The sequence below is a fragment of the Pseudomonas sp. P7548 genome, assembly GCF_013386585.1.
In the GTDB taxonomy this organism is placed as follows: domain Bacteria; phylum Pseudomonadota; class Gammaproteobacteria; order Pseudomonadales; family Pseudomonadaceae; genus Aquipseudomonas.
Window position 1 is genome coordinate 62,482 of record NZ_JACARO010000004.1, and the last position, 22,883, is coordinate 85,364.

Annotated in this window: 26 protein-coding genes; 15 read left to right on the forward strand and 11 right to left on the reverse strand. The window is 61.2% G+C overall.

The genetic code is table 11. From position 1 onward, the window contains the following. Positions 1-111: 111 nt before the first annotated feature. Genes arsC through HX803_RS02450 form a run of 3 tightly spaced genes read left to right on the forward strand, consistent with a single transcriptional unit; the run spans position 112 to position 1,476 of the window. Positions 112-465 carry an arsenate reductase (glutaredoxin) gene (arsC, locus tag HX803_RS02440; RefSeq protein ID WP_176995504.1) on the forward strand — a complete coding sequence of 118 codons (354 nt, stop codon included), beginning with the start codon at positions 112-114 and terminating at the stop codon, positions 463-465. Continuing rightward, complete coding sequence (gene wrbA, locus HX803_RS02445) at positions 462-1,076, forward strand: NAD(P)H:quinone oxidoreductase (protein ID WP_178918776.1); 615 nt, start codon at positions 462-464, stop codon at positions 1,074-1,076. Before arsC ends, wrbA begins: the two co-directional genes overlap by 4 nt. Further along, on the forward strand, positions 1,060-1,476 hold the full coding sequence (locus HX803_RS02450) for a DUF2069 domain-containing protein (protein ID WP_178918777.1): 417 nt from the start codon (positions 1,060-1,062) through the stop codon (positions 1,474-1,476). Before wrbA ends, HX803_RS02450 begins: the two co-directional genes overlap by 17 nt. 88 nt (positions 1,477-1,564) lie before the next feature. Here the strand turns inward: HX803_RS02450 and HX803_RS02455 are convergent, their stop codons facing one another. Then, positions 1,565-2,236: a DNA-3-methyladenine glycosylase I gene (locus tag HX803_RS02455; RefSeq protein ID WP_176995501.1), complete on the reverse strand. Its 672-nt coding sequence runs from the start codon at positions 2,234-2,236 to the stop codon at positions 1,565-1,567. Between the two features lie 67 nt (positions 2,237-2,303). Next, positions 2,304-3,128 carry a tRNA 2-thiocytidine(32) synthetase TtcA gene (ttcA, locus tag HX803_RS02460; protein ID WP_176995500.1) on the reverse strand — a complete coding sequence of 275 codons (825 nt, stop codon included), beginning with the start codon at positions 3,126-3,128 and terminating at the stop codon, positions 2,304-2,306. Between the two features lie 371 nt (positions 3,129-3,499). Here ttcA and HX803_RS02465 point away from each other — a divergent pair, with 371 nt between their 5' ends. Together HX803_RS02465 and HX803_RS02470 are read left to right on the forward strand one after the other, a co-directional pair. Next, a complete protein-coding gene (locus HX803_RS02465) occupies positions 3,500-4,102 on the forward strand; it encodes a Yip1 family protein (protein WP_178918778.1) in 603 nt (200 codons plus the stop codon). A gap of 129 nt (positions 4,103-4,231) precedes the next feature. Next, positions 4,232-4,726: a SprT family zinc-dependent metalloprotease gene (locus HX803_RS02470; RefSeq protein ID WP_176995498.1), complete on the forward strand. Its 495-nt coding sequence runs from the start codon at positions 4,232-4,234 to the stop codon at positions 4,724-4,726. A 68-nt stretch (positions 4,727-4,794) separates the two neighbouring features. Here the strand turns inward: HX803_RS02470 and HX803_RS02475 are convergent, their stop codons facing one another. Next, complete coding sequence (locus tag HX803_RS02475) at positions 4,795-5,958, reverse strand: CaiB/BaiF CoA-transferase family protein (protein WP_178918779.1); 1,164 nt, start codon at positions 5,956-5,958, stop codon at positions 4,795-4,797. 157 nt (positions 5,959-6,115) lie between these two features. On the opposite strand from HX803_RS02475, the gene tusD reads away from it, so the two are divergent. The 6 genes from tusD to HX803_RS02505 all read left to right on the forward strand — a co-directional run bounded on the left by tusD (position 6,116) and on the right by HX803_RS02505 (position 9,585). Then, positions 6,116-6,508 carry a sulfurtransferase complex subunit TusD gene (gene tusD / locus HX803_RS02480; protein ID WP_178918780.1) on the forward strand — a complete coding sequence of 131 codons (393 nt, stop codon included), beginning with the start codon at positions 6,116-6,118 and terminating at the stop codon, positions 6,506-6,508. Position 6,509: 1 nt separating this feature from the next. After that, positions 6,510-6,860, forward strand: coding sequence for a sulfurtransferase complex subunit TusC (gene tusC / locus HX803_RS02485; protein WP_178918781.1), 351 nt, complete (start codon positions 6,510-6,512; stop codon positions 6,858-6,860). Further along, complete coding sequence (gene tusB, locus HX803_RS02490) at positions 6,860-7,138, forward strand: sulfurtransferase complex subunit TusB (protein ID WP_177052075.1); 279 nt, start codon at positions 6,860-6,862, stop codon at positions 7,136-7,138. Before tusC ends, tusB begins: the two co-directional genes overlap by 1 nt. Continuing rightward, positions 7,135-7,470, forward strand: a complete 336-nt coding sequence (locus tag HX803_RS02495; protein ID WP_178918782.1) for a TusE/DsrC/DsvC family sulfur relay protein — start codon at positions 7,135-7,137, stop codon at positions 7,468-7,470. Before tusB ends, HX803_RS02495 begins: the two co-directional genes overlap by 4 nt. After that, complete coding sequence (locus HX803_RS02500; protein WP_178918783.1) at positions 7,467-8,468, forward strand: glycosyl transferase family protein; 1,002 nt, start codon at positions 7,467-7,469, stop codon at positions 8,466-8,468. The genes HX803_RS02495 and HX803_RS02500 overlap by 4 nt, the downstream gene beginning before the upstream one ends. Positions 8,469-8,556: 88 nt before the next feature. Beyond that, entirely contained in the window at positions 8,557-9,585 is a 1,029-nt protein-coding gene (locus tag HX803_RS02505) for a glutathione S-transferase family protein (protein WP_178918784.1), read from the forward strand. A 49-nt stretch (positions 9,586-9,634) separates the two neighbouring features. On the opposite strand, the gene cysG is transcribed toward HX803_RS02505, so the two are convergent. The 6 genes from cysG to HX803_RS02535 are packed head-to-tail and all read right to left on the reverse strand — an operon-like array spanning position 9,635 to position 17,137. Continuing rightward, positions 9,635-11,029 (reverse strand): siroheme synthase CysG, encoded by a 1,395-nt coding sequence (gene cysG / locus HX803_RS02510; RefSeq protein WP_178918785.1) that lies wholly within the window; start codon positions 11,027-11,029, stop codon positions 9,635-9,637. Next, positions 11,030-12,310, reverse strand: coding sequence for a serine--tRNA ligase (serS, locus tag HX803_RS02515; RefSeq protein ID WP_178918786.1), 1,281 nt, complete (start codon positions 12,308-12,310; stop codon positions 11,030-11,032). It lies immediately after the preceding gene. Between the two features lie 16 nt (positions 12,311-12,326). Then, positions 12,327-12,701: a fluoride efflux transporter CrcB gene (crcB, locus tag HX803_RS02520; protein WP_178918787.1), complete on the reverse strand. Its 375-nt coding sequence runs from the start codon at positions 12,699-12,701 to the stop codon at positions 12,327-12,329. Beyond that, on the reverse strand, positions 12,701-14,023 hold the full coding sequence (locus HX803_RS02525; protein ID WP_178918788.1) for a replication-associated recombination protein A: 1,323 nt from the start codon (positions 14,021-14,023) through the stop codon (positions 12,701-12,703). Before HX803_RS02525 ends, crcB begins: the two co-directional genes overlap by 1 nt. Positions 14,024-14,050: 27 nt before the next feature. After that, a complete protein-coding gene (gene lolA / locus HX803_RS02530) occupies positions 14,051-14,674 on the reverse strand; it encodes an outer membrane lipoprotein chaperone LolA (protein WP_176995486.1) in 624 nt (207 codons plus the stop codon). 54 nt (positions 14,675-14,728) lie between these two features. Then, positions 14,729-17,137, reverse strand: coding sequence for a DNA translocase FtsK (locus HX803_RS02535; RefSeq protein ID WP_178918789.1), 2,409 nt, complete (start codon positions 17,135-17,137; stop codon positions 14,729-14,731). 498 nt (positions 17,138-17,635) lie between these two features. On the opposite strand from HX803_RS02535, the gene aat reads away from it, so the two are divergent. From aat to infA, 3 genes are all read left to right on the forward strand, one after another. Beyond that, positions 17,636-18,316 (forward strand): leucyl/phenylalanyl-tRNA--protein transferase, encoded by a 681-nt coding sequence (gene aat, locus HX803_RS02540; RefSeq protein ID WP_178918790.1) that lies wholly within the window; start codon positions 17,636-17,638, stop codon positions 18,314-18,316. A gap of 56 nt (positions 18,317-18,372) precedes the next feature. Beyond that, positions 18,373-19,080 carry an arginyltransferase gene (locus HX803_RS02545; protein WP_178918791.1) on the forward strand — a complete coding sequence of 236 codons (708 nt, stop codon included), beginning with the start codon at positions 18,373-18,375 and terminating at the stop codon, positions 19,078-19,080. 100 nt (positions 19,081-19,180) lie between these two features. Beyond that, the gene (infA, locus tag HX803_RS02550; RefSeq protein ID WP_002553999.1) at positions 19,181-19,399 is read left to right on the forward strand and encodes a translation initiation factor IF-1; all 219 of its coding nucleotides are present in this window, start codon (positions 19,181-19,183) and stop codon (positions 19,397-19,399) included. Between the two features lie 257 nt (positions 19,400-19,656). Here the strand turns inward: infA and clpA are convergent, their stop codons facing one another. Together clpA and clpS are read right to left on the reverse strand one after the other, a co-directional pair. Continuing rightward, positions 19,657-21,927: an ATP-dependent Clp protease ATP-binding subunit ClpA gene (gene clpA, locus HX803_RS02555; protein ID WP_178918792.1), complete on the reverse strand. Its 2,271-nt coding sequence runs from the start codon at positions 21,925-21,927 to the stop codon at positions 19,657-19,659. A 29-nt stretch (positions 21,928-21,956) separates the two neighbouring features. Beyond that, positions 21,957-22,325, reverse strand: a complete 369-nt coding sequence (gene clpS / locus HX803_RS02560) for an ATP-dependent Clp protease adapter ClpS (protein WP_005789091.1) — start codon at positions 22,323-22,325, stop codon at positions 21,957-21,959. 218 nt (positions 22,326-22,543) lie between these two features. On the opposite strand from clpS, the gene cspD reads away from it, so the two are divergent. After that, the gene (gene cspD, locus HX803_RS02565; RefSeq protein ID WP_306172751.1) at positions 22,544-22,810 is read left to right on the forward strand and encodes a cold shock domain-containing protein CspD; all 267 of its coding nucleotides are present in this window, start codon (positions 22,544-22,546) and stop codon (positions 22,808-22,810) included. Positions 22,811-22,883 lie beyond the last annotated feature (73 nt).

A 22,883-nucleotide genomic window follows, 5' to 3' on the forward strand; every position in this document is an offset into this window, starting at 1 on the left:
TAATCCTTCGCAAAAATGAACGTTGGCTGCGACCTATCGCCTCTTACGGTTTAAGGACGGGGCGCAGCCCGGGTAGAATACCCGCCACCTTACGCAAGATGCGACCCGCACATGACCGATCTGACGCTTTATCACAACCCGCGCTGCTCGAAATCCCGCGGTGCGCTGGAACTGCTGGAAGCCCGTGGTCTTACCCCGACCGTGGTGCGCTACCTGGAAACCCCGCTGGACGCGGCGCAATTGAAGGCCCTGCTGGCCAAGCTCGGCCTCAGCGCCCGCCAATTGCTGCGCACTGGCGAAGACGAATACAAAACCCTCAACCTGGCCGACGCCAGCCTCAGCGAAGCGCAATTGATTGCGGCCATCGCCGAGCACCCCAAGTTGATGGAACGCCCGATCCTGGAAACCGCCGACAAAGCCATCATCGGCCGCCCGCCGGAAAACGTGCTGGAGATCCTGCCGTGACGACGCCGTATGTGCTGGTGTTGTATTACAGCCGCAATGGCTCGGTGAGCGAAATGGCCCGGCAGATCGCCCGTGGCATCGAGCAGGCCGGGCTGGAAGCACGCCTGCGCACCGTGCCGGCGATTTCCGCCGAGTGCGAGGCCGTGGCCCCCAGCATTCCGGACGAAGGCGCGCTGTATGCCAGCCTGGACGACTTGAAACACTGTTCGGGCCTGGCCCTGGGCAGCCCCACCCGCTTCGGCAACATGGCGGCGCCGCTCAAGTACTTCCTCGACGGTACCAGCAACCTGTGGCTCACCGGCGCCCTCGTCGGCAAGCCGGCCGGGGTGTTCACCTCCACCGCCAGCCTGCATGGCGGCCAGGAAACCACCTTGATGTCGATGCTGCTGCCGCTGCTGCACCACGGCATGTTGATCACCGGCCTGCCCTACAGCGAGCAAGCCCTGCTCGACACCCAGGGCGGCGGCACGCCCTATGGCGCCAGCCACCATTCGGGACCGGACGGCAAGCGCATGCTCGATCAGCATGAAATCACCCTGTGTCGCGCCCTGGGCCTGCGCCTGGCGAAAACCGCGATCCTGCTGGAGAACGGCCGTGGCCAGGAAGCCTAAGGTCCTGCCGCCCCAGGCGTGGCTGGAGCCACGGGTGAAAGTCGCCCGGATCTTGAGCCTGCTGGCGTTCCTGGGCCTGGTGGGGTTGTTGTGCGTGTACTACCTGTTCGTCGCCGACCTGCATGGCGCGCGGCCGTGGGTGATCCTGGTGATCGAATTGGTGCCGCTGCTGATCCTCGCGCCGGGGATGTTGCTGGGCAGCGCGCGTGGGTATTCGTGGATGTGCTTTGTGGTGAACCTGTATTTCATCAAGGGCGCGCTGGCAGCGTATGACCCGAACCGGCAGTGGTTCGGGGTGCTGGAGATGTTGGCGAGCCTGGCGGTGTTTTGTACGGCGTTGCTGTATGTGCGGTGGCGGCATCAGCTCAATCGCCGGCTGGCTGAGCCTGTGGTGGCCTGAAGACCGCTATCGCCGGCAAGCCGGCTCCTACATTTGGAATGCATTCCCCTGTAGGAGCCGGCTTGCCGGCGATGGCATCACCTCAATCTCAATGATTCACCGTATAAGCCAGCATCATCGACAGCTGGCACATCGGCCGCCCACTCTCGGCATGCCACTGGTTGAACGCCCCCTGCACCGTCGCCAGATCCCGCAAGCTGGTGGGCACCTTGTCGATGATCTTCTGCGCGTTCAAAGCCGCCACCACGTCATAACTCGGCACGAATGTATCCTTGCCCACCATGCGTAAGAAGCGCGGCGCCGACAGCCCGCCCAACTGGTGCCCGTGTTTGCTCAGGTACTTCCACAGCCCGACGATATCCGTCACCGGCCAGTCGGCGATAAAGGCACCGAAGCTGCCCTTCTCCTGCTGGATGTCGAGGATCATCTGCGCATTGCGCGGCACGCTCTTGAGCTTGCCCAAGTGACGGATGATGCTGGTGTCCTGCATCAGTCGCTCCAAATGCTCGGCGCCCATCAGCACGACTTTTTCCGGGTCGAAGCCGAAAAACACTTTTTCGAACGCCGGCCACTTGGCATCCACCACGCTGTGCTTGAGCCCCGCGCGAAACACCCGTAGCGCCAGGGTGGACAGATAACGATCATCGCTGATCTTGCGCAATTGCGCCGGGGTATGGGGTACAGGCAGGTGGGCTTCCAGCTCGGCCGCCGAACCAAAACGGTTCAGACAATATTCGTGCAGCCACTTGTAATCGCGCATGCCCTCTCCTGGCAATGGAATTGAAAACGGCGCCCGCGAGCGCCGTGTGTCAGAGCATTGGAATCGCTCAGAGGTTCACAACATTGACGAAGCGCGATGCGGCCGTCTCGTCGATCTTCAAGCTGGTGAAATCGAACAGGTTGCGGTCAGCCAACTGTGACGGCTGTACATTCTGAAGGCTGCGGAAAATGCTCTCGGTACGGCCCGGGGTCTTGCGTTCCCAGTCCACCAGCATCTCCTTGACCACCTGGCGCTGCAGGTTTTCCTGGGAGCCGCACAGGTTGCACGGGATGATCGGGAACTGCTTGAGGTCGGAGTAGGCCTGGATGTCCTTCTCGTTGCAATACGCCAGCGGGCGAATCACCACGTTGCGCCCGTCGTCGGCACGCAGCTTGGGCGGCATCGCCTTGAGGGAGCCGTTGAAGAACATATTGAGGAAAAAGGTCTCGACGATGTCGTCGCGGTGATGCCCCAGTGCCATTTTTGTTGCGCCGATTTCATCAGCGAACGTATAGAGCGTGCCACGGCGCAGGCGCGAGCACAGCGAGCAGGTGGTCTTGCCTTCAGGGATCAGTTCCTTGACCACCGAATAGGTGTCTTTCTCGACGATGTGGTACTCCACGCCCAACTCTTTGAGGTAGGCCGGTAGCACATGCTCCGGGAAGCCCGGCTGTTTCTGGTCCATGTTGACGGCGACGATCTCGAACTTGATCGGTGCGACCTTCTGCAGGTGCAACAGCACGTCGAGCATGGTGTAGCTGTCTTTGCCGCCGGAGAGGCAGACCATGACCTTGTCGCCGTCCTCAATCATGTTGAAATCGGCGACCGCTTCACCGGCCAGGCGACGCAGGCGTTTTTGCAGTTTGTTCTGGTTGACCGTAAGAGTGCCCATGGCGCTTGGATCCGCTAGAGGTGTGTGACGAAAAGCGCAGCATTTTACGCAAAAATACTTCAATGGGCGACGCCGATCCAATGTGGGAGCTGGCTTGCCTGCGAAAGCAGTGGGTCAGCCAGCTCATTTGTTTCTGACCCGCCGCTTTCGCAGGCAAGCCAGCTCCCACATCGACCGTGGCAGTCCAGACAGACCTCGCCGCGATTAAGCCCCCCGTTTACAGCGCGATTTGCTCTAAAGCCCTACAGTTTTTCCGGTCATCACTTCCTATACTGCGACTTGAGGTCGCACATATATCCAGACCTTTGTGGCCATTTGGCCCGTGGGCGCTCCGATGGGGGGCGATGGTAATAACGACAGGAGTGACTGGCATGATCCATCACGTCGTGGGGCTTTTTACCCATCCCGACCAGGAATGGCGGGAAATCCGTGGCGATAAAGAAGAAAGCATCGGCCACATGTACCTCACTCACACCCTGATTCTCGCGGCGATCCCCGCCATATCAGCCTTTATCGGTACCACCCAGGTCGGTTGGGTCATCGGCAGCCGTGCGCCGGTGATGTTGACCCAGGAAAGCGCGTTATGGATGACCCTCATGTCCTACGCGGCCATGCTCGGCGGCGTGGCGGTGATGGGTGCGTTCATCCACTGGATGGCGCGCACCTACGACGCCAACCCCAGCATGGCGCGCTGCGTCGCGTTTGCCACCTACACCGCCACCCCCCTGTTCATCGGTGGGTTGGCCGCGCTCTACCCGCATATGTGGCTGGGCATGATCGTGGGTACGGCGGCGATCTGCTACACGGTGTACCTGTTGTATGTGGGCCTGCCGACCTTCATGAACATCGACCCGGATGAGGGCTTCCTGTTTTCCAGCTCGGTATTGGCCGTGGGCCTGGTGGTGCTGGTGGCGATCATGGCGTTTACCGTGATCGTGTGGGGCCTGGGCGTGGGGCCGATCTACACCAACTAGCCAGTTTCAAACTGTGAGCAAGGCCACCGCAAGGTGGCTTTGTGCGTTATGCATGACCATTCGGCGCCTGACAGATTCGGAAACACCCAGCTTTGCGGCATACTGGAGGTCTCTGGAGATATGTAAAGCATGCCCGAGCAACTCAATACCCGCGTCGAAGATTGTTTCCTACAAGCCGAATCCTTTTTCAAACGAAGTTTCAAACGCCCCCAGGTCAGCCTCAAGCTGCGGGGCCAGAAGGCCGGTGTCGCGCATTTGCACGAGAACCTGCTGCGTTTCAACCCACAGCTGTACCGTGAAAACACCCAGCACTTCCTCAAGCAGACCGTGGCCCACGAAGTGGCGCACCTGATCGCCCACCAATTATTTGGCGAGCGCATCCAGCCCCATGGCGAGGAATGGCAATTGATCATGCGTGGGGTCTACGAGCTGCCGCCTGATCGTTGCCACACCTATGAAGTGAAGCGCCGCCAGGTGACTCGCTATATCTACCGCTGCCCGTGTGCGGACAGTGATTTTCCGTTTTCGTCGCAGCGCCATGGGCTCGTCGCTCAGGGGCGGCGGTATTTGTGTCGGCGGTGCCGGCAGACCTTGGTGTTTACCGGGGAAACCCGGGTGGAATGACCTTCTCTGTAGGAGCTGGCTTGCCGGCGATTGCGCCCTCAAGATCGCCATCGCCGGCAAGCCGGTTCCTACAGGATTGCGCCGGTTTGCCGCCAGGCATCTATCTGCTGAACACTGAAACCCAGCTCTGCCAGCACTTCATCCGTGTGCGCCCCCACGGCGGCCCCAATATGCTTGGGGGCTGGCAAACCCTCGGAAAATTTCAACGGGCAAGCAATTTGCGCCTGGGTCGACCCATCCCCCCTCGGCACCTGGCTCACCAGCTGCCGCGCCTTGAGCTGTGGATGCGCCACAGCCTCACTCAAGCTCAACACCGGCTCCACGCACGCATCCACCCCGGCGAACAGCTCACACAGCTCATCAAAGCTGCGCTTCTCAAATTCAACCTGCAGCGCGGCCTTGAGTTTGGGTGACAAGCCCAGCGCCGCCAACTCCGGCCGCCCCAACGCCTCGCAGAGCTGCTGCATGAACGCCGGCTCCAGGCTGCCCACCGACATCCAGCGCCCATCCCGCGAGCGGTAGTAGTCATAGAAACTGCCGCCGTTCAGCACATGGTTTTCCCGCGCCGGCGCTACCCCGCACGCCAGGTAGCCTGCGCCGACCATGGCGTTCAAGCTGAACGAGCAATCGGTCATGCTCACATCCAGGTACTGGCCCACCCCGCTCTGTTGCCGGGCGATGACCGCGGCCAGCAATCCCACCACCGCATGCAACGAGCCCCCGCCCACATCCGCCAGTTGTACGCCCAGCGGCACCGGCCCGCTGTCCTCGCGCCCGGTGTAGCTGGCCACCCCCGCCAGCGCCAGGTAATTGATGTCGTGCCCGGCGCGGTCCTTGTAGGGGCCGGTCTGGCCATAACCGGTGATCGACACATAAATCAGCCCGGGGTTGATCGCCTTCAGCGCCTCATACCCCAGGCCCAGGCGCTCCATCACGCCGGGCCGGAACTGCTCCAAGACGATGTCGTATTCCTTGACCAGCGCGCGCACGATCTCCAGCGCCTCGGCCTGTTTGAGGTCCAGCGCCAGGCTGCGTTTGTTGCGATTGAGGTAGGCGTGGCTCGCCGAAGTGCCGCGGTCGTGGGGCGGCAACACCCGCAGCAAGTCCGGGCGTGTGGGCGATTCGATACGCAGCACCTCGGCGCCCATGTCCGCCAGCATCAACGACGCAAACGGGCCGGGCAGCAAGGTGGAGAAATCCAGTACTTTGAGGGACGCCAAGGGACCTGACATGGGCACTCCAATTCCGTTTCGGGTGCCCACAGACTAGGCAGCCTTGGGCCCGTCGGCAATCGCCGGAACGGTCAGCGACAGTGACCGTTTTGATCACGGCGGGCTTTTTCGTGGCGGCGGCTTTATCATTGGCCCACGTTTGCTGGCAGAGTGTTCCATGAAGTTTGCAATTGCCCTGTTTTCCGCCGCCCATGCGCCCTCCTCGCGCCGCGCCTTGCTGTTTGCCAAGGCCGCGCTGGCCGGCGGGCATGAGATCGTGCGGCTGTTTTTCTATCAGGACGGCGTGTACAGCGCTTCCAACGCCATCGTCGCCCCTCAGGACGAGCAAGACATCGCCCGCCAATGGCGCGAATTTGTCAGCGAGCACAGCCTCGACGGCGTGGTGTGCATCGCCGCCGCCCTGCGCCGTGGCGTGCTCAACCAGGAGGAAGCCACGCGTTATCAACGCAGCGCGGTGAACCTGGAAGCGCCGTGGGCGCTCTCCGGCCTGGGGCAGTTGCACGATGCTGCGCAGGTCGCCGACCGCCTGATCTGCTTTGGAGGGCCGTGAGATGTCCAAATCCTTATTGGTGATCAGTCGCCAGGCGCCCTGGTCCGGTCCGAGTGCGCGGGAAGCCCTGGACATCGTGCTGGCCGGTGGCGCCTTCGATCTGCCGATCGGCCTGCTGTTCATGGATGACGGCGTGTTCCAGCTCGCACCGCACCAGAATGCCAAGGCCGTACAACAGAAGGACCTCAGCGCCAACCTGCAGGCATTGGGGCTGTTCGGCATCGACGACGTATTTGTCTGCCGTCATAGCATGGCCGTGCGTGGCTTGACGCCGCCCACCGAGGCGCAACCATTGAGCAACGAAGCCATTTCCGAATTGATTGACCGTTACGACCAGGTGATTACCCTCTGATGTCGACTTTACACGTGGTGTCTCACTCGCCGTTTTCCGATAGCCGTCTCGACAGCTGCCTGCGTATCTGCGGCACCGAGGACGCAATCCTGCTGTGCGGCGACGGCGCCTACGGGCTCCATGCCCCCGCCCTGCACACCAAGGGCGTGAAGGTGTTTGTGCTGGCCGAAGACATGCAGGCACGTAACCTGCCCCTGCCGGACTGGGCCGACAGCGTCGACTACCCGGGCTTCGTGCAGTTGTCGATCGACTACGACAAGGTCAACACCTGGCTATGAACACCCTGACCGTAGGCGAACACACCCTTGAGCTGGACAAGGACGGCTACCTCGTCGACCTCAACCAATGGTCTGCCGACGTGGCCAACGCCCTGGCCGCCGCCGAGTCCCTGGAGCTGACCCCGGCCCACTGGGAAATCCTCGAACTGCTGCGCGGTTTCTACGCCGAGTTCCAGCTGTCCCCGGCCACGCGCCCGCTGATCAAGTACACCGCCTTGAAGCTCGGCCCGGAAAAGGGCAACAGCCTGCACCTCAACAAACTGTTCAACGGCACTCCCGCCAAACTCGCCGCCAAGCTGGCGGGCCTGCCCAGGCCGACGAATTGCTTATGACCGACTTTGCCCCGCTGACCCTACAAACCCCGGCCGAACACCCGTTTGCGCAGTTCGTGCGCATCCTGGGCAAAGGCAAGCGCGGCGCGCGCAACCTCACCCGCGAGGAAGCCCGCGAAGCCATGGGCATGCTGCTCGATGAAAAAGTCGAAGACACCCAGCTCAGCGCCTTCCTGATGCTGCTGCGCCACAAGGAAGAAAGCCCGGAAGAACTCGCCGGCTTCACCGAAGCCGTGCGCGAACGCCTCGACGCCCCGGCGTTGAACGTGGATATCGACTGGCCGACCTACGCCGGCAAGAAGCGCCACCTGCCGTGGTACCTGCTGGCGGCCAAATGCCTGGCACAGAACGGCGTGCGCATCCTCATGCACGGCGGCGGCGCGCACACGGCCGGTCGGCTGTACACCGAACAATTGCTGGAAGGTTTGCAGATCCCGCTGTGCCGCACTTGGCAGCAGGTCGAGGCGGCCTATGAGCATGGCAACCTGGCGTTTATCCCGCTGGGCGACTGGGCACCGCAACTGCAACGCATGATCGATTTGCGCAACACCCTGGGCCTGCGCTCGCCGATCCACTCCCTGGCGCGCCTGCTCAACCCGCTGAATGCGCGCCTGGGCCTGCAAAGCATCTTTCACCCGGGCTATCAGGGCGTGCACCGCGATGCCAGCGGCCTGCTGGGCGATAACGTGATTGTGGTGAAAGGCGATGGCGGCGAAATCGAGATCAATCCCGACTCCGCCAGCCATCTGTACGGCACCACCGGTGGCGAAAGCTGGGACGAAGAATGGCCTGCCCTCTCCGCACAGCGCCACGTCAAGCCGGCGGCGCTGGATCCCGAACACCTCAAGGCCCTGTGGCGTGGCGATGTCGAAGACAGCTACCCGCAATTGGCCCTGATCGCCACCATGGCCCTGGCCTTGCGTGGCCTCGGTCACCCGCGGGAACAGGCGTTCGTGCTGGCCCAGCAGTACTGGGACGCGCGGGATAAATCGATTTAATCGATTATTCACGCCCGGTCTTTGCGCTTTTAAATCGAACTCAGCCCTTTAGACTGGCCTCCAACGCTTATTAGCCGAGGAGCCAGTCATGGGCTTGCTGATCGAAGGACACTGGAAAGACCAGTGGTACGAAAGTAGCGCCGATGGCGCATTCCAACGCGAACAGGCACAACGCCGGAACTGGGTCACCGCCGACGGCGCGCCCGGCCCGAGCGGCGAAGGCGGCTTCAAGGCCGAGGCCGGCCGCTATCACCTGTATGTATCCCTGGCCTGCCCTTGGGCCCATCGCACCCTGATCCTGCGCAAGCTCAAGGGCCTGGAAGACCTAATCGACGTGTCGGTGGTCAGTTGGCTGATGCTGGAGAACGGCTGGACCTTCGACAAGGCCCACGGCTCCACCGGCGACACGCTGGATGACTTCAATTTCATGCACCAACGCTACACCGCCGATAACGCCGATTACACCGGCCGCGTCACGGTGCCGGTGCTGTGGGACAAAAAGCTCAAGCGCATCGTGAGCAACGAGTCGGCGGAGATCGTCCGCATGTTCAATAGCGCCTTCAACGGCCTGACCGGCAACACCCTGGACTTCTACCCCGAGGCCTTGCGCCCGACCATCGACGCCCTGAACGAGCGCATCTACCCCGCCGTGAACAACGGCGTGTACCGCGCAGGCTTCGCCACGTCGCAGCAGGCGTATGAGCGTGCGTTTGATGATGTGTTTGCCGAGCTGGATCACCTGGAACAGCACCTGGGCGAGCATCGTTACCTGGCCGGTGAGTACCTGACCGAAGCCGACGTGCGCCTGTTCACCACGCTGATTCGCTTTGATGCGGTGTATTACGGGCACTTCAAATGCAACCTGCGCAGGATTGCGGATTATCCGAACCTGTCGAACTGGTTAAGGGAAATGTATCAGTGGCCGGGAGTGGCCGAGACGGTGGATTTTGCGCACATCAAGGGGCATTACTACGCGAGCCATCGCACGATCAATCCGACGGGGATTGTGCCTAAAGGGCCCTCGCAATCGTTCGATACCCAGCACAACCGCGAACGATTAAACGGTAAATCTGTAGTGAGCGGGCTTGCCCCGCGCGGCGATATACCAGGCGCCTAGAGTCTGCCTGACACACTGCGGCGCGGGGCAAGCCCGCTCACTACAAGGTTCAGAGTTGAGATTGGGCGCCTTCGAACCACTTGAGCTTCTCGCGTAGCACCACCACCTCGCCAACGATCACCAGTGTCGGGGCATGCACTTCATGCTCCGCCACCATGCGCGGCAAGTCGGCCAGGGTGCCGGTGAACACGCGCTGGTTGGAGGTGGTGCCCTGCTGAATCAACGCCGCTGGCGTATCCGCCGCACGACCATGCTTGATCAATTGTTCGCAGATGATCGGCAAACCGATCAGGCCCATGTAGAACACCAGGGTCTGCGAAGGGCCTACCAGGTCATGCCAAGGCAGGTCCGACGTGCCATCCTTCAAATGCCCGGTGATGAACCGCACCGACTGCGCATAATCGCGATGGGTCAGCGGGATCCCGGCATACGCCGCGCAACCGCTGGCCGCCGTGATACCCGGCACCACCTGGAACGGGATGCCGTGGGCCGCCAATTCCTCGATCTCTTCGCCGCCGCGCCCAAAGATGAACGGATCGCCACCCTTGAGGCGCAGCACACGCTTGCCTTGCTTGGCCAGGTCGACCAATTGCTGGTTGATCTGGTCTTGCGGCACAGCGTGATCGGCGCGGCGCTTGCCGACGTACACGCGCTCGGCGTCACGACGGCACAGCTCAAGGATCGCCGGTGCGACCAGGCGGTCGTACAGCACCACGTCAGCCTGCTGCATCAGGCGCAAGGCGCGGAAGGTCAGCAGGTCCGGGTCGCCGGGGCCGGCGCCCACCAGGTACACCTCACCCGGCGCGTCTGGCGGTGCGCCGTTGACCTTCTCGATCAACAGCCGCTCGGCCTCGGCGCCCTGCCCGGCCAGTTGGCGGTCGGCAATCGGGCCCTGGAAGACGTCTTCCCAGAACGCGCGACGTTGCTGCACATCCGGGTACAAATTCTTCACCTGGGCACGAAAACGCGCCGCCAACCCGGCCAGTTGGCCGTAGGTGGACGGGATCCAGGTTTCCAGCTTGGCGCGGATCAAGCGTGCCAGCACCGGCGCATCGCCACCGCTGGACACTGCAATCACCAACGGTGAACGGTCGACAATCGCCGGGAAGATCACGCTGCACAAGGCCGGCGCGTCCACCACATTGACCGGCACGCAACGACGCTTGGCATCACTGGACACTTGCGCGTTCAGTGGCTCATCGTCGGTGGCGGCGATGATCAGGGTGCACCCGTCGAGGTCGGCCTCCTGGTAACCGCGCAAAATCAGTTCCCCGCCACTGCCCAGCACCAGCTCGTTGAGCTGGCTTTCGATCTGGGGAGCAACCACCCGCAGCAACGCACCGGCGTCGGCCAGCAGCCGGGATTTGCGCAAGGCAATCTCCCCGCCACCGACGACCAACACACGACTGCCGCGCAGGTTATGAAACAGCGGCAGAAATTCCATTTAGCGGATGACCTCAACGCCCGCCATGTAAGGCTTGAGCACGTCCGGTACGCGGATCGAACCGTCAGCCTGCTGGTAGTTTTCCAGCACTGCCACCAGCGTACGGCCCACGGCCAGGCCGGAACCGTTGAGGGTGTGCACCAGCTCCGGCTTGCCGGTTTCCGGGTTACGGAAACGCGCTTGCATGCGACGGGCCTGGAAATCACCGCAGTTGGAGCACGACGAAATCTCGCGGTACTTGTCCTGGCTCGGCACCCACACTTCGAGGTCGTAGGTCTTCACGGCGCTGAAGCCCATGTCGCCGGTGCACAGCGCGAGCACGCGGTACGGCAGCTCCAGCAGTTGCAGAACACGTTCGGCGTTGGCGGTCAGGCCTTCCAGGGCTTCCATCGACTTCGACGGCTCGACCACTTGCACCATCTCGACTTTGTCGAACTGGTGCTGGCGGATCATGCCGCGGGTGTCACGGCCCGAAGCACCGGCTTCGCTGCGGAAGCATGGGCTGTGCGCCACAAACTTCAGGGGCAGTTGCTTGGCGTCGAGAATTTCGCCAGAAACGATGTTGGTCAGCGACACTTCGGCCGTCGGGATCAGGTACAGGTCGGCTTCGCCGTCGCGGCTGATCTTGAACAGGTCTTCTTCGAATTTCGGCAGTTGGCTGGTGCCCACCAGCGCCGGCGCCTGCACCAGGTAAGGGGTGTAGGCCTCTTCGTAACCGTGCTCGGCGGTGTGCAGGTTGATCATGAACTGCGCCAGGGCACGGTGCATGCGCGCGATAGGACCGCGCAGCAAGGCAAAGCGTGCGCCGGACATTTTCGCAGCGGTTTCGAAGTCCAGGCCGCCGGTCAGTTCGCCCAGGGCGACGTGGTCCTTGATCTCGAAATCAAAGGCTGTTGGCGTGCCCCAGCGGCGCACTTCGACGTTGCCGTCTTCGTCTTCACCAATCGGCACGGATTCGTGGGGGATGTTTGGAATGCCCAGCAGGATCGAGTCCAGCTCGGTCTGGATCTTGTCCAGCTCGACCTTGCCCTCGGACAGCTCGGTGCCCATGCGCTCGACATCCGCCATCAACGGCGCGATGTCTTCGCCGCGCTGCTTGGCCTGACCGATGGATTTGGAACGCGCATTACGCTCAGCCTGCAGTGCTTCGGTGCGGGTCTGGACGGTCTTGCGCTGTTCTTCCAGCGCTTCGATGCGCGCGACGTCCAAGGCAAAGCCACGGGATGCCAGGCGGTCCGCTACGTCCTGAAGGTTGCTACGTAACAGTTTGGAATCGAGCATGTCGGTCTCTCGTTTATCAAAGTTTGGTCAAGGACAGGCCAGCCCAGGTGGCGAGCAGCCCGCCGAACACGCTGATGCCCAGATAACCGAAGGCTACCAAGGCCTGCCCGCTTTCCAGCAGGCGCAGCGTATCCAGTGAAAAGGATGAAAAGGTCGTCAGACCGCCTACAAAGCCGACAATCAAGCCGGCGCGAATTTCAATCGGTACATCCGGGCGCAACAGGAACCAGCCGTACAACAGCCCGATGATCAGGCAGCCCACCAGGTTGACCGCCAGGGTCGCCGCATAAAAATGCTTCGGCCAGTTGGCGCTGACCCAGGTGCCCGCAGCGAAACGCAATAATGTACCAGCGATGCCGGCTGCGGACACGGCAAGAATCGTCTTGAGCACTACTTTCTCCGCTGCCGGGGGCTGAGTCGATCCAGTTGCGCGAGGTGATTGAGCTTTTCACCAATCTTCAGCTCCAGCCCACGGGGCACCGGCTGATAGAGCGCCAGCGGCTCAAGCTCATCGGGGAAGTAGTCTTCACCCGCCGCATAGGCGTCCGGCTCATCGTGGGCATAGCGGTATTCATCACCGTAGCCCAATTGCTTCATCAGTTTGGTCGGCGCATTGCGCAAGTGCATCGGCACTTCGAGTGAGCCGTACTCGGCGGCAGCTCGCAACGCAGACTTGAAGCCCATGTACACCGCGTTGCTTTTGGGCGCGCAGGCCAGGTAGGTAATGGCCTGGGCCACGGCCAGCTCGCCTTCGGGGCTGCCGAGGCGCTCCTGCACGTCCCACGCGGCAAGGCACAGGCTCAGCGCGCGCGGGTCAGCATTGCCGATGTCTTCGCTGGCCATGCGCACCACACGGCGCGCGAGGTAGAGCGGGTCGCAACCACCGTCGATCATCCGTGCAAACCAGTACAGTGCGCCGTCGGGGTTGGAGCCACGCACGGATTTGTGCAGCGCCGAGATCTGATCGTAGAAGGCTTCGCCGCCCTTGTCGAAACGACGACGGGTATCACCGAGCAGGCTCTGCAGCAGGTCGACGCCTATCTCGCCGCCATCTTCGGCCAGGTCCGAGGCGTTTTCCAGCAGGTTGAGAAAGCGCCGCCCATCGCCGTCAGCGGCACTGAGCAGGATCTTGAAACCTTCGTCACTGACGCTCAGCTGGCGCTTGCCCAGCCCCTTGTCTTCACTCAGGGCGCGCTGCAGCAGCTTTTGCATCGCCGCCTCGTCCAGGCTCTTGAGCACGTAAACCCGCGCCCGCGAGAGCAAGGCGTTGTTCAACTCGAACGAGGGGTTTTCGGTGGTGGCGCCGATGAAGATCAGCGTGCCGTCTTCGACATAGGGCAGGAACGCATCCTGCTGCGACTTGTTGAAGCGATGCACTTCGTCGACAAACAGGATGGTGCGCTTGCCGTACTGCCCGGCCTGCTGCTTGGCCACGTCCACCGCCTGGCGGATCTCCTTGACCCCGGCAAGCACCGCCGAGACCGTTTCGAAGTGCGCATCCGAGACTTTCGCCAGCAGCCGCGCCAGGGTGGTCTTGCCCACGCCTGGCGGCCCCCAGAAAATCATCGAGTGCAGCGCACCCTGCTCCAGGGCTTCGCGCAATGGCTTGCCACGGGCGAGCAGGTGTTCCTGGCCGACGTACTCATCCAGGTTGGTCGAGCGCAGGCGCGCGGCCAAAGGTTGAGCAATCGGGTCACTTCGAAACAAATCCATGGGCAGCGTTTGAAACCTCTGGGCAGATTATTCCTGGATCACGTCGGCACCCTTGGGGATGTCGAACTTGAACTTGGACGCCGGCACCGGCTCATTGGCCTTGACCCCGGAGAACAGGATATCGGTGCGCTGGCCGACGCTGTCGATCAGGCGCATGTTGTTGATCACACCGTTGCCAAACGACAGGTTCAGGCTGTCGAACAGCGTGTCCTTGGATTTGGGCTTGAGGGTGAACTCAATCACGTTGCTGGTTTGCTTGGAGGTGATCTCGAAGCTGTCATTGATCTTCGACACATCACCGGACAGCAGCAAGGCCGGAGTCTGGTTCAGGCGCGGGTCAAGCTTCTTGATGGTCGCCTGTTCCAGGTCCGGGTCCCACAGGGTGACTTTCTGGCCGTCGGAGACGATGGTCTGCTCGGACTTGCCTTCGGTGTGCCAGTAGAACAGCCCTGGGCGCTGCACGGCCATTTCGCCTTCGGTTTGCTGCAGCTGGGTGCCGCCGGCATCCAGGGTCAGCTGCGAGAAACGTGCGGTCAGGGTCTTGGATTTGTCCAACAGGTTGGTCAGGCTGGCGACGGAAGCCGGGTCGGCATGGGCCGAAACAGCGGTCAGGGCCAGGGCCGGCAACAACAGCATGCGGATAAGACGCATGGGAGTCCTCATTGAATGGTCAGGGCGCGCCGCGTGCTGCCACGCGGCGCGGGATCAGTCGCGCATCTGCCCGGGGGCAATGACTTCGCGCGAGCCGTTGGTGTTCATTGCGGTGACGACGCCGGCCATTTCCATGGCTTCGATCATGCGGGCGGCGCGGTTGTAGCCGATCTTCAGCTTGCGCTGTACCGCAGAGATCGAGGCACGACGGCTTTCCAGCACAAACGCCACGGCTTCGTCATACAGGGCATCGGTTTCGGCATCGTCTTCACCGCCACCGCCGCCGTTTTCAAAGCCGCTGCCAGCCTCTTCGACGCCGTTGAGGATGTCGTCGTTGTATTCCGGTGCGCCCCGTAGCTTCCAGGCTTCCACCACGCGGTGCACTTCATCGTCGGACACGAACGCGCCGTGAACCCGGATCGGCAGACTGGTGCCGGGCGGCATGTAGAGCATGTCACCGTGGCCCAACAGTTGCTCGGCGCCGCCTTGGTCGATGATGGTCCGCGAGTCGATCTTGCTCGACACCTGGAACGCCATGCGCGTGGGGATGTTGGCCTTGATCAGGCCGGTGATCACGTCCACCGATGGCCGCTGGGTGGCGAGGATCAGGTGGATACCGGCCGCACGGGCCTTCTGGGCGATACGTGCGATGAGTTCTTCAACCTTCTTGCCGACGATCATCATCATGTCGGCAAATTCGTCGACCACCACCACGATGGTCGGCAGCTTGGTCAGCTTCGGCGCCTCGTCGTGAATGCTTTCGCGCCTGTACAACGGGTCGTCAATGGTCTCGCCGCGCTCGTGGGCTTCCTTGATCTTGGCGTTGAAACCCGACAGGTTACGCACGCCCATCTTCGCCATCAGCTTGTAGCGGCGCTCCATCTCGGCAACGCTCCAGCGCAGGGCGTTGGCGGCGTCCTTCATGTCGGTGACCACCGGACACAACAGGTGCGGGATGCCTTCGTAGATCGACAGTTCGAGCATTTTCGGGTCGATCATGATCAGCTTGGCGTCTTCCGGGCCGGACTTGAACAGGATCGACAGGATCATCGCGTTCACACCCACCGACTTACCGGAACCAGTGGTACCGGCCACCAGCAGGTGAGGCATTTTCGCCAGGTCCGTGATCACCGGCTTGCCGCCGATGTCGTGGCCCAGGGCCAGGGTGACCGGCGACTTGAAGTTGTCGTATTCCGGTGTCGACAGCACTTCGGAGAAGCGCACGATCTGGCGGTCTTCGTTGGGAATCTCGATACCCACGGTGGTCTTGCCGGGAATCACCTCCACCACACGCACGCTGGTCACGGCCAGGGAGCGAGCCAGGTCTTTGGCCAGGTTGGCGATACGGCTGACCTTGACACCGGCGGCGGGCTGGATTTCGTAGCGGGTGATCACCGGGCCGGGGTGGATGGAGTCCACCGACACTTCGACGCCGAATTCCTTGAGCTTGATTTCCAGTAGGTGGCCGACGGCCGCCAGGGATTCCGGGGAATAGTTGAGTTGTTTCTTTTCGGCCGGGTCGAGGATCGAGATCGGCGGCAAGGTGCCTTCGACGGCGCTGTCGACAAACAGCGGCGCCTGCTTCTCTTTCTGCACGCGATGGCTCGGCTCGGGGGCCTTGGGCGGCGCAGGAGCGATCACCGGCGGCACCTGCTTCTCGCGGTCCGACATGTGCTTGCTCAGGGCCTGTTCGCGCTCGATAAGGCGCTCCTTGACCTTGGCCTGCTCGCGACGGTCCGGTGTGCTCGGGGCGACGACCTCGTTGACGCGGGTGTCCACCTCACGCAACTGGGCCACCATGCGCTTGCGGTCGACACGCGCTTCCCACCAGCGGTTGGCGGCGCCCTGGAACAGCTCCAGCAGGTCGAGGGTGATCTTGCCGGTCACGTCCATCACCTTGAACCAGGACAGGTCGGTGAACACCGTGAGGCCGAACAGGAACAACGCGATGAACATCAGGGTGCTGCCCTGGATATTCAGGGTCCTGCGGGCCAGGTCACCGAGGCTTTCGCCCAGCGCGCCGCCCGCGCCCGCCGGCAGACCGGTGGGTGCATGGAAATGAATGTGGGCCAGCGCCGCGCCGGACAGCACCAGGAACACCAGGCCGATCAGGCGCCAGGAAAACAGCCAGCCGCTCCACTGCCATGGCTCATGACGCTGGCGGAAGATCTGCCAGGTCTTGATCGCAAGCAACAAGGGGAAGATGTAAGCGAAGTAACCCAGCACCATGAACAGGATATCGGCGCTGTAGGAACCGGCAGGCCCGCCGAAGTTCTGCACGTCTTCGATCTTGCTGTTGTGGCTCCAGCCCGGATCGTCCTTGCCATACGTGAGCAAGGCCATCATCAGGAACAGGCACAGCGCGCCGATCGCGATCAACGCACCTTCCTTGAGTCGATAATGCAGGTGCTGGCGCCAGGCCGGCACGACTGCTGCTTTGGGTGTTGCGGCGGATTTCTTCAAAACGGGTCTATTCCTGCGCCATCAGCGCGTCCATCTGTTGAATGACTGCACATGACTGCCCAATCCGAGCAGCTGAAAAATGAACGAATGTCGTTGAATCTACTTTTAACACCGGATAACGGCTAGGTGAAATGGCGATAACGCCACAATGGCCGCATTGTACGGGTTTGTGCCCCCGATGCCACGCCCTTGCCCCTTACCCAGCAGCATAGACAATTGTGTTGTCATGACGCGGTCAATTTGAGCATGCATTGTCTTTGCTGACAAAGGCTTATGAGCTGTTTTTATCAATCCGGACTAGCTTGGCAAATGGCCTGCACGGCGCGGACCCGATTACGACCGCGACGATGACCCAGAGTTGCAGAAACACCTGCTCACGCTAATCCGTGCCGACACCCGATTCGGGCTGGCCCCACAGCGCTGCGTCGACAATAATCAGCACTTGTGCGGCAGGCGCCTGATCTGCCACTCCCCTCCCCTTCCGTAAGCCTGGATGCCATGCTGACCTGGTTGCAACGCGACTCTTTGACTTTCCCACCGCTGGCCAAGGCCATGCGCGAACCCAATGGCCTGCTGGCCGCCGGTGGCGACCTGTCGGCCGAACGACTGGTCCAGGCCTACCGCCATGGCTGCTTTCCGTGGTTCTCCGATGGCCAGCCGATCCTCTGGTGGTCGCCGGACCCACGCACCGTGATCTTCCCCGACGAGCTGCATGTCTCGCGCAGCCTTGCGAAATTGCTGCGCCAGCAGCGCTATACCGTGACCTTCGACCAGGACTTCGCCGCCGTCATCCAGGCCTGTGCTGCGCCGCGCGCCTACGCTGACAGCACCTGGATCACCGAAGGTATCCAGAATGCGTACCTGGAGCTGCACCACCGCGGCTACGCACACTCTGTGGAAGTGTGGGATGCGGGCACGCTGGTGGGCGGCCTGTACGGCCTGGCGATGGGGCAACTGTTCTTTGGCGAGTCCATGTTCAGCCGCGCCGACAACGCTTCGAAATTCGGCTTTGCCACACTCACCCGCCAACTGCAGGCCTGGGGTTTCGTCCTGATCGACTGCCAGATGCCCAATGACCACCTGCACAGCCTCGGCGCCAGGGCCATACCGCGCGACGTTTTTGCCGGTTTCCTGCGCGACCACCTGGACCAAGCCAGCTCTGGACCGTGGGTTTCCTAGGCGACTTGCGCGCACCTGGCTTACACTTATTTCAAAGCTTATCCCGAGGGTTGATCATGACCGAGCTGGCGCGGTTGAAGTTCTATGCCACTCAAGCCCACTCTTGCAGCTATCTGCCCGACGAGCAGGCCACGACGCTGTTCCTCGATCCCAGCCAGCCGATGGACGTGCATGTGTATGCCGACCTTTCCGAGATGGGCTTCCGGCGCAGCGGCGACCACCTGTACCGCCCTCACTGCCAGAATTGCAACGCCTGCGTACCGGCGCGCATTCCGGTGGCGCAATTCCTGCCGGACCGCAATCAGAAGCGCATCCTCAAGCGCAACGCCGACCTGACGGTCACCGCCACCAAACCTCGGTTCAGCGAAGAATATTTCGACCTTTACCAGCGCTACATCGAACAACGCCATGCCGACGGCGATATGTTTCCGCCAAGCCGCGATCAGTTTTCGACGTTTCTGGTGCGCGACCTGCCGTTTTCGCGATTTTATGAGTTTCGCCTCAACGGCCGCCTGCTGGCCGTCGCGGTCACCGACTTGCTGCCCAACGGCCTTTCGGCGGTTTATACCTTCTATGAACCCGCCGAAGAGCGCCGCAGCCTCGGGCGCTTTGCCATCCTATGGCAAATCGGCGAAGCCCTGCGCCTGGAACTGGAAGCGGTGTACCTGGGCTACTGGATCAAAAACTGCAAAAAGATGAACTACAAGACCCAATATCGGCCCATTGAACTGCTGATTAATCAAAGATGGGTCGTGCTTAACTAGAACCCCTTGGCTTAAACACCCTTTTTCGGGCACAATGCACGCCGCTTTTGCCTGGCGCAGTTGCACCGGGCCATTCACTGGATACCGAGGGCTTTACTGCATGTCGAAAGAAGACAGCTTCGAAATGGAAGGCACTGTCGTCGACACCCTGCCCAACACCATGTTTCGTGTGGAGTTGGAAAATGGGCACGTCGTAACCGCGCATATCTCCGGCAAGATGCGCAAGAACTACATTCGTATTCTTACCGGTGACAAAGTGCGCGTCGAGCTGACGCCCTATGACTTGAGCAAAGGGCGCATCACTTACCGCGCTCGCTAAGCAAGTCAATACAAAACGCCCGGTTATGCCGGGCGTTTTTGTGTGTGCGCTATTTAACCATCACCACCATTCTCCTGCGGGAGCTGGCTTGCCTGCGATGGCGGTGGATCAGTCACACATAGGCGAGTTGGACCACCGCTATCGCAGGCAAGCCAGCTCCCACAGTGGATCTTCAGTGATCATGCGATAGCGGCTAACCTCATTACACACAGCAAAAAGGCGCCTTTCGGCGCCTTTTGCTTTATTGCAGTCAGCTATCAGACCATTTCAGCCGTGGTTTCGAACTCGAAGGTCAGCTCGCCGTCCTTCAGGTCGATGTGCACCACGCCGCCATGGTCGGACAACTCGCCGAACAGGATCTCTTCGGCCAATGGCCGCTTGATCTTGTCCTGGATCAGACGCGCCATCGGGCGAGCGCCCATTGCCGCATCGTAACCACCTTCGGCCAGCCAGCTGCGTGCCGCGTCCGTGACTTCCAGCTGCACGCGCTTGTCTTCCAACTGCGCCTGAAGCTCGGTAAGGAACTTGTCCACCACGCTTTTGATGACCTCATGGCTGAGGCGACCAAACTGGATAATGGTGTCCAGACGGTTGCGGAACTCCGGCGTGAAGCTCTTCTTGATCACTTCCATGGCATCGGAGGAGTGATCCTGATGGCTGAAGCCAATCGAAGCCCGCGCGGCCGTTTCGGCACCGGCGTTGGTGGTCATGATCACGATCACGTTGCGGAAGTCCGCTTTGCGCCCGTTGTTGTCGGTCAGGGTCCCGTGGTCCATCACCTGCAGCAGCAGGTTGAAGACTTCCGGGTGAGCCTTCTCGATTTCATCGAGCAGCAAAACGCAATGCGGTTGCTTGGTGATGGCCTCGGTCAAAAGGCCGCCCTGGTCGAAACCGACATAGCCCGGAGGCGCACCGATCAGGCGCGACACAGTGTGACGCTCCATGTATTCGGACATGTCGAAACGTACCAGCTCGATCCCCATGGCCTTCGCCAATTGCCGCGCCGCCTCGGTCTTGCCGACGCCCGTCGGGCCTGCGAACAGGAACGAACCCACTGGCTTGTCCGGCGACTTGAGGCCCGCACGGGACAGCTTGATCGCGGTGGACAACGAGTCGATCGCCGCATCCTGGCCAAAAACGGTCAGTTTCAGGTCGCGCTCGAGGTTACGCAGCAGCTCTTTGTCGGAACTGGTGACGTGTTTTGGCGGAATCCGCGCGATCTTCGCCACAATGTCCTCGACCTGAGGCACGTCGATGCGCTTCACACGCTTCTCGACCGGTTGCAGGCGCTGGTAGGCACCCGCCTCGTCGATCACGTCGATGGCCTTGTCCGGCATGTGTCGATCATTGATGTAGCGCGACGCCAGCTCAGCCGCCGAGCGCAGGGCTTCATCGGTGTACTCGATGCCGTGGTGCGCCTCGAAGCGCCCCTTGAGCCCGCGCAGGATGCCGATGGTGTCTTCAACCGAAGGCTCGGACACGTCGACTTTCTGGAAGCGACGCGCCAGTGCACGGTCTTTTTCGAAGATGCCACGGAATTCCTGGAACGTGGTCGAGCCGATGCAGCGGATATCACCCGACGACAACAGCGGCTTGAGCAGGTTGGAGGCGTCCATCACCCCGCCGGACGCCGCACCGGCACCAATGATGGTGTGGATTTCGTCGATGAACAGGATCGCCTGCGGGCGTTTTTTCAGCTCGCCGAGCAGCGCCTTGAAGCGCTTCTCGAAGTCGCCACGGTACTTGGTCCCGGCGAGCAACGCGCCCAGGTCCAGGGAATAGACGACACTGTTGGCCAGCAGGTCTGGCACCTGGTTGTCGACAATGCGCTTGGCCAGGCCTTCGGCAATCGCGGTCTTGCCCACGCCTGCCTCACCCACCAGCAACGGGTTGTTCTTGCGACGACGCGCGAGGATCTGCGCTACACGCTCAACCTCATTCTCACGCCCCACCAGCGGATCGATCCGCCCCTGGCGCGCCAGTTCATTGAGGTTGCTGGCATAGGCATCCAGTGGATTGCCCGAAGAAGAAGACTCACCGCCCTCGTCGTCCTGCATATCCTGCTCACCCTCGGAATGATCGCCGTGCCCGGGCACCTTGGAGATACCGTGGGCGATGTAGTTGACGACATCGATACGGGCAACGCTCTGCTGCTTGAGCAGGAACACTGCCTGGCTTTCCTGTTCGCTGAAGATCGCCACAAGCACGTTGGCGCCTGTGACTTCTCGCTTGCCGGAGCTCTGCACATGGAACACGGCACGCTGAAGCACCCGCTGGAAGCCCAGGGTCGGCTGGGTTTCACGGTCTTCATCATGAACGGGGATCAGTGGCGTTGTGGAGTCGATAAACTCCTGCAGGTCATGCTTGAGTTTGTCGAGGTTGGCGCCGCACGCACGCAAGACGGTGGCGGCAGCTTCGTTATCCAAAAGTGCCAACAGCAGGTGTTCGACGGTCATGAATTCATGACGTTTCGAACGGGCCTCCTTGAAGGCAAGATTGAGGGTGACTTCGAGCTCGCGGTTTAACATAGCTTCACCTCATACCCAAGTGGTCGGCGTTAACCGTCCTTCTCGATTTCACAGAGTAGCGGATGCTGGCTTTCCCTGGCGTACTGGTTGACCTGCATGGCCTTTGTCTCGGCGATGTCGCGGGTAAACACTCCACATACTGCCCGTCCTTCTGTGTGAACGGCCAGCATTACCTTGGTCGCCAACTCGCGGTTCAGGTTAAAAAACACCTCGAGCACTTCGACGACGAAATCCATCGGTGTGTAGTCATCATTGAACAAAACCACCTTGTACATCGGCGGAGCCTGCAGGGCGGGCTTGGCCTCCTGAACAGCAATGCCTGCAGAACCGTCGTCGTCATGTTCCTGATCCGGGCGATCCTGATTGAATGTTAGTCGAATCTGGCTGTTTGCATGCATGGAAAGAAAGGTTCGTCAGTGGTTCAAATACAGTGGTGGGGGCGACCTGTCAGAATTTCAACTCCGACCGGCTGGTCGCCTTGACTATCGGCGAAACGGTGTTACAACCAATAGAACCCACAGTGGGTAAAAAAGGTCCGCGCAGTCAACCTTATTTATTCGGGTTAGGACGGATAAACTGGATGATACTCCAGTGATGGAGTCTGGTGCAGAGGGATATGGGCATGACTAGCGGTAAGGTCAAGTGGTTCAACAATGCCAAGGGTTACGGCTTCATCATTGAAGACGGCAAGGACGAAGACCTTTTTGCGCATTACTCAGCGATTAACATGGAAGGCTACAAAACACTGAAGGCGGGGCAGTCGGTCTCCTTTGACATTATTCAGGGACCCAAAGGTATGCACGCAGTGAATATCAGTGCACCAGGCACCAACGACACAGCAACTAACGGCACTGCTCGAAAATCAGAAAACGAATTGGCCTGATTGGCCACTGAGCAAGCGCCCAATAAAAAACCGGCCATTCCGCCTCGACGGTATGGCCGGCTTTTTTATGCCC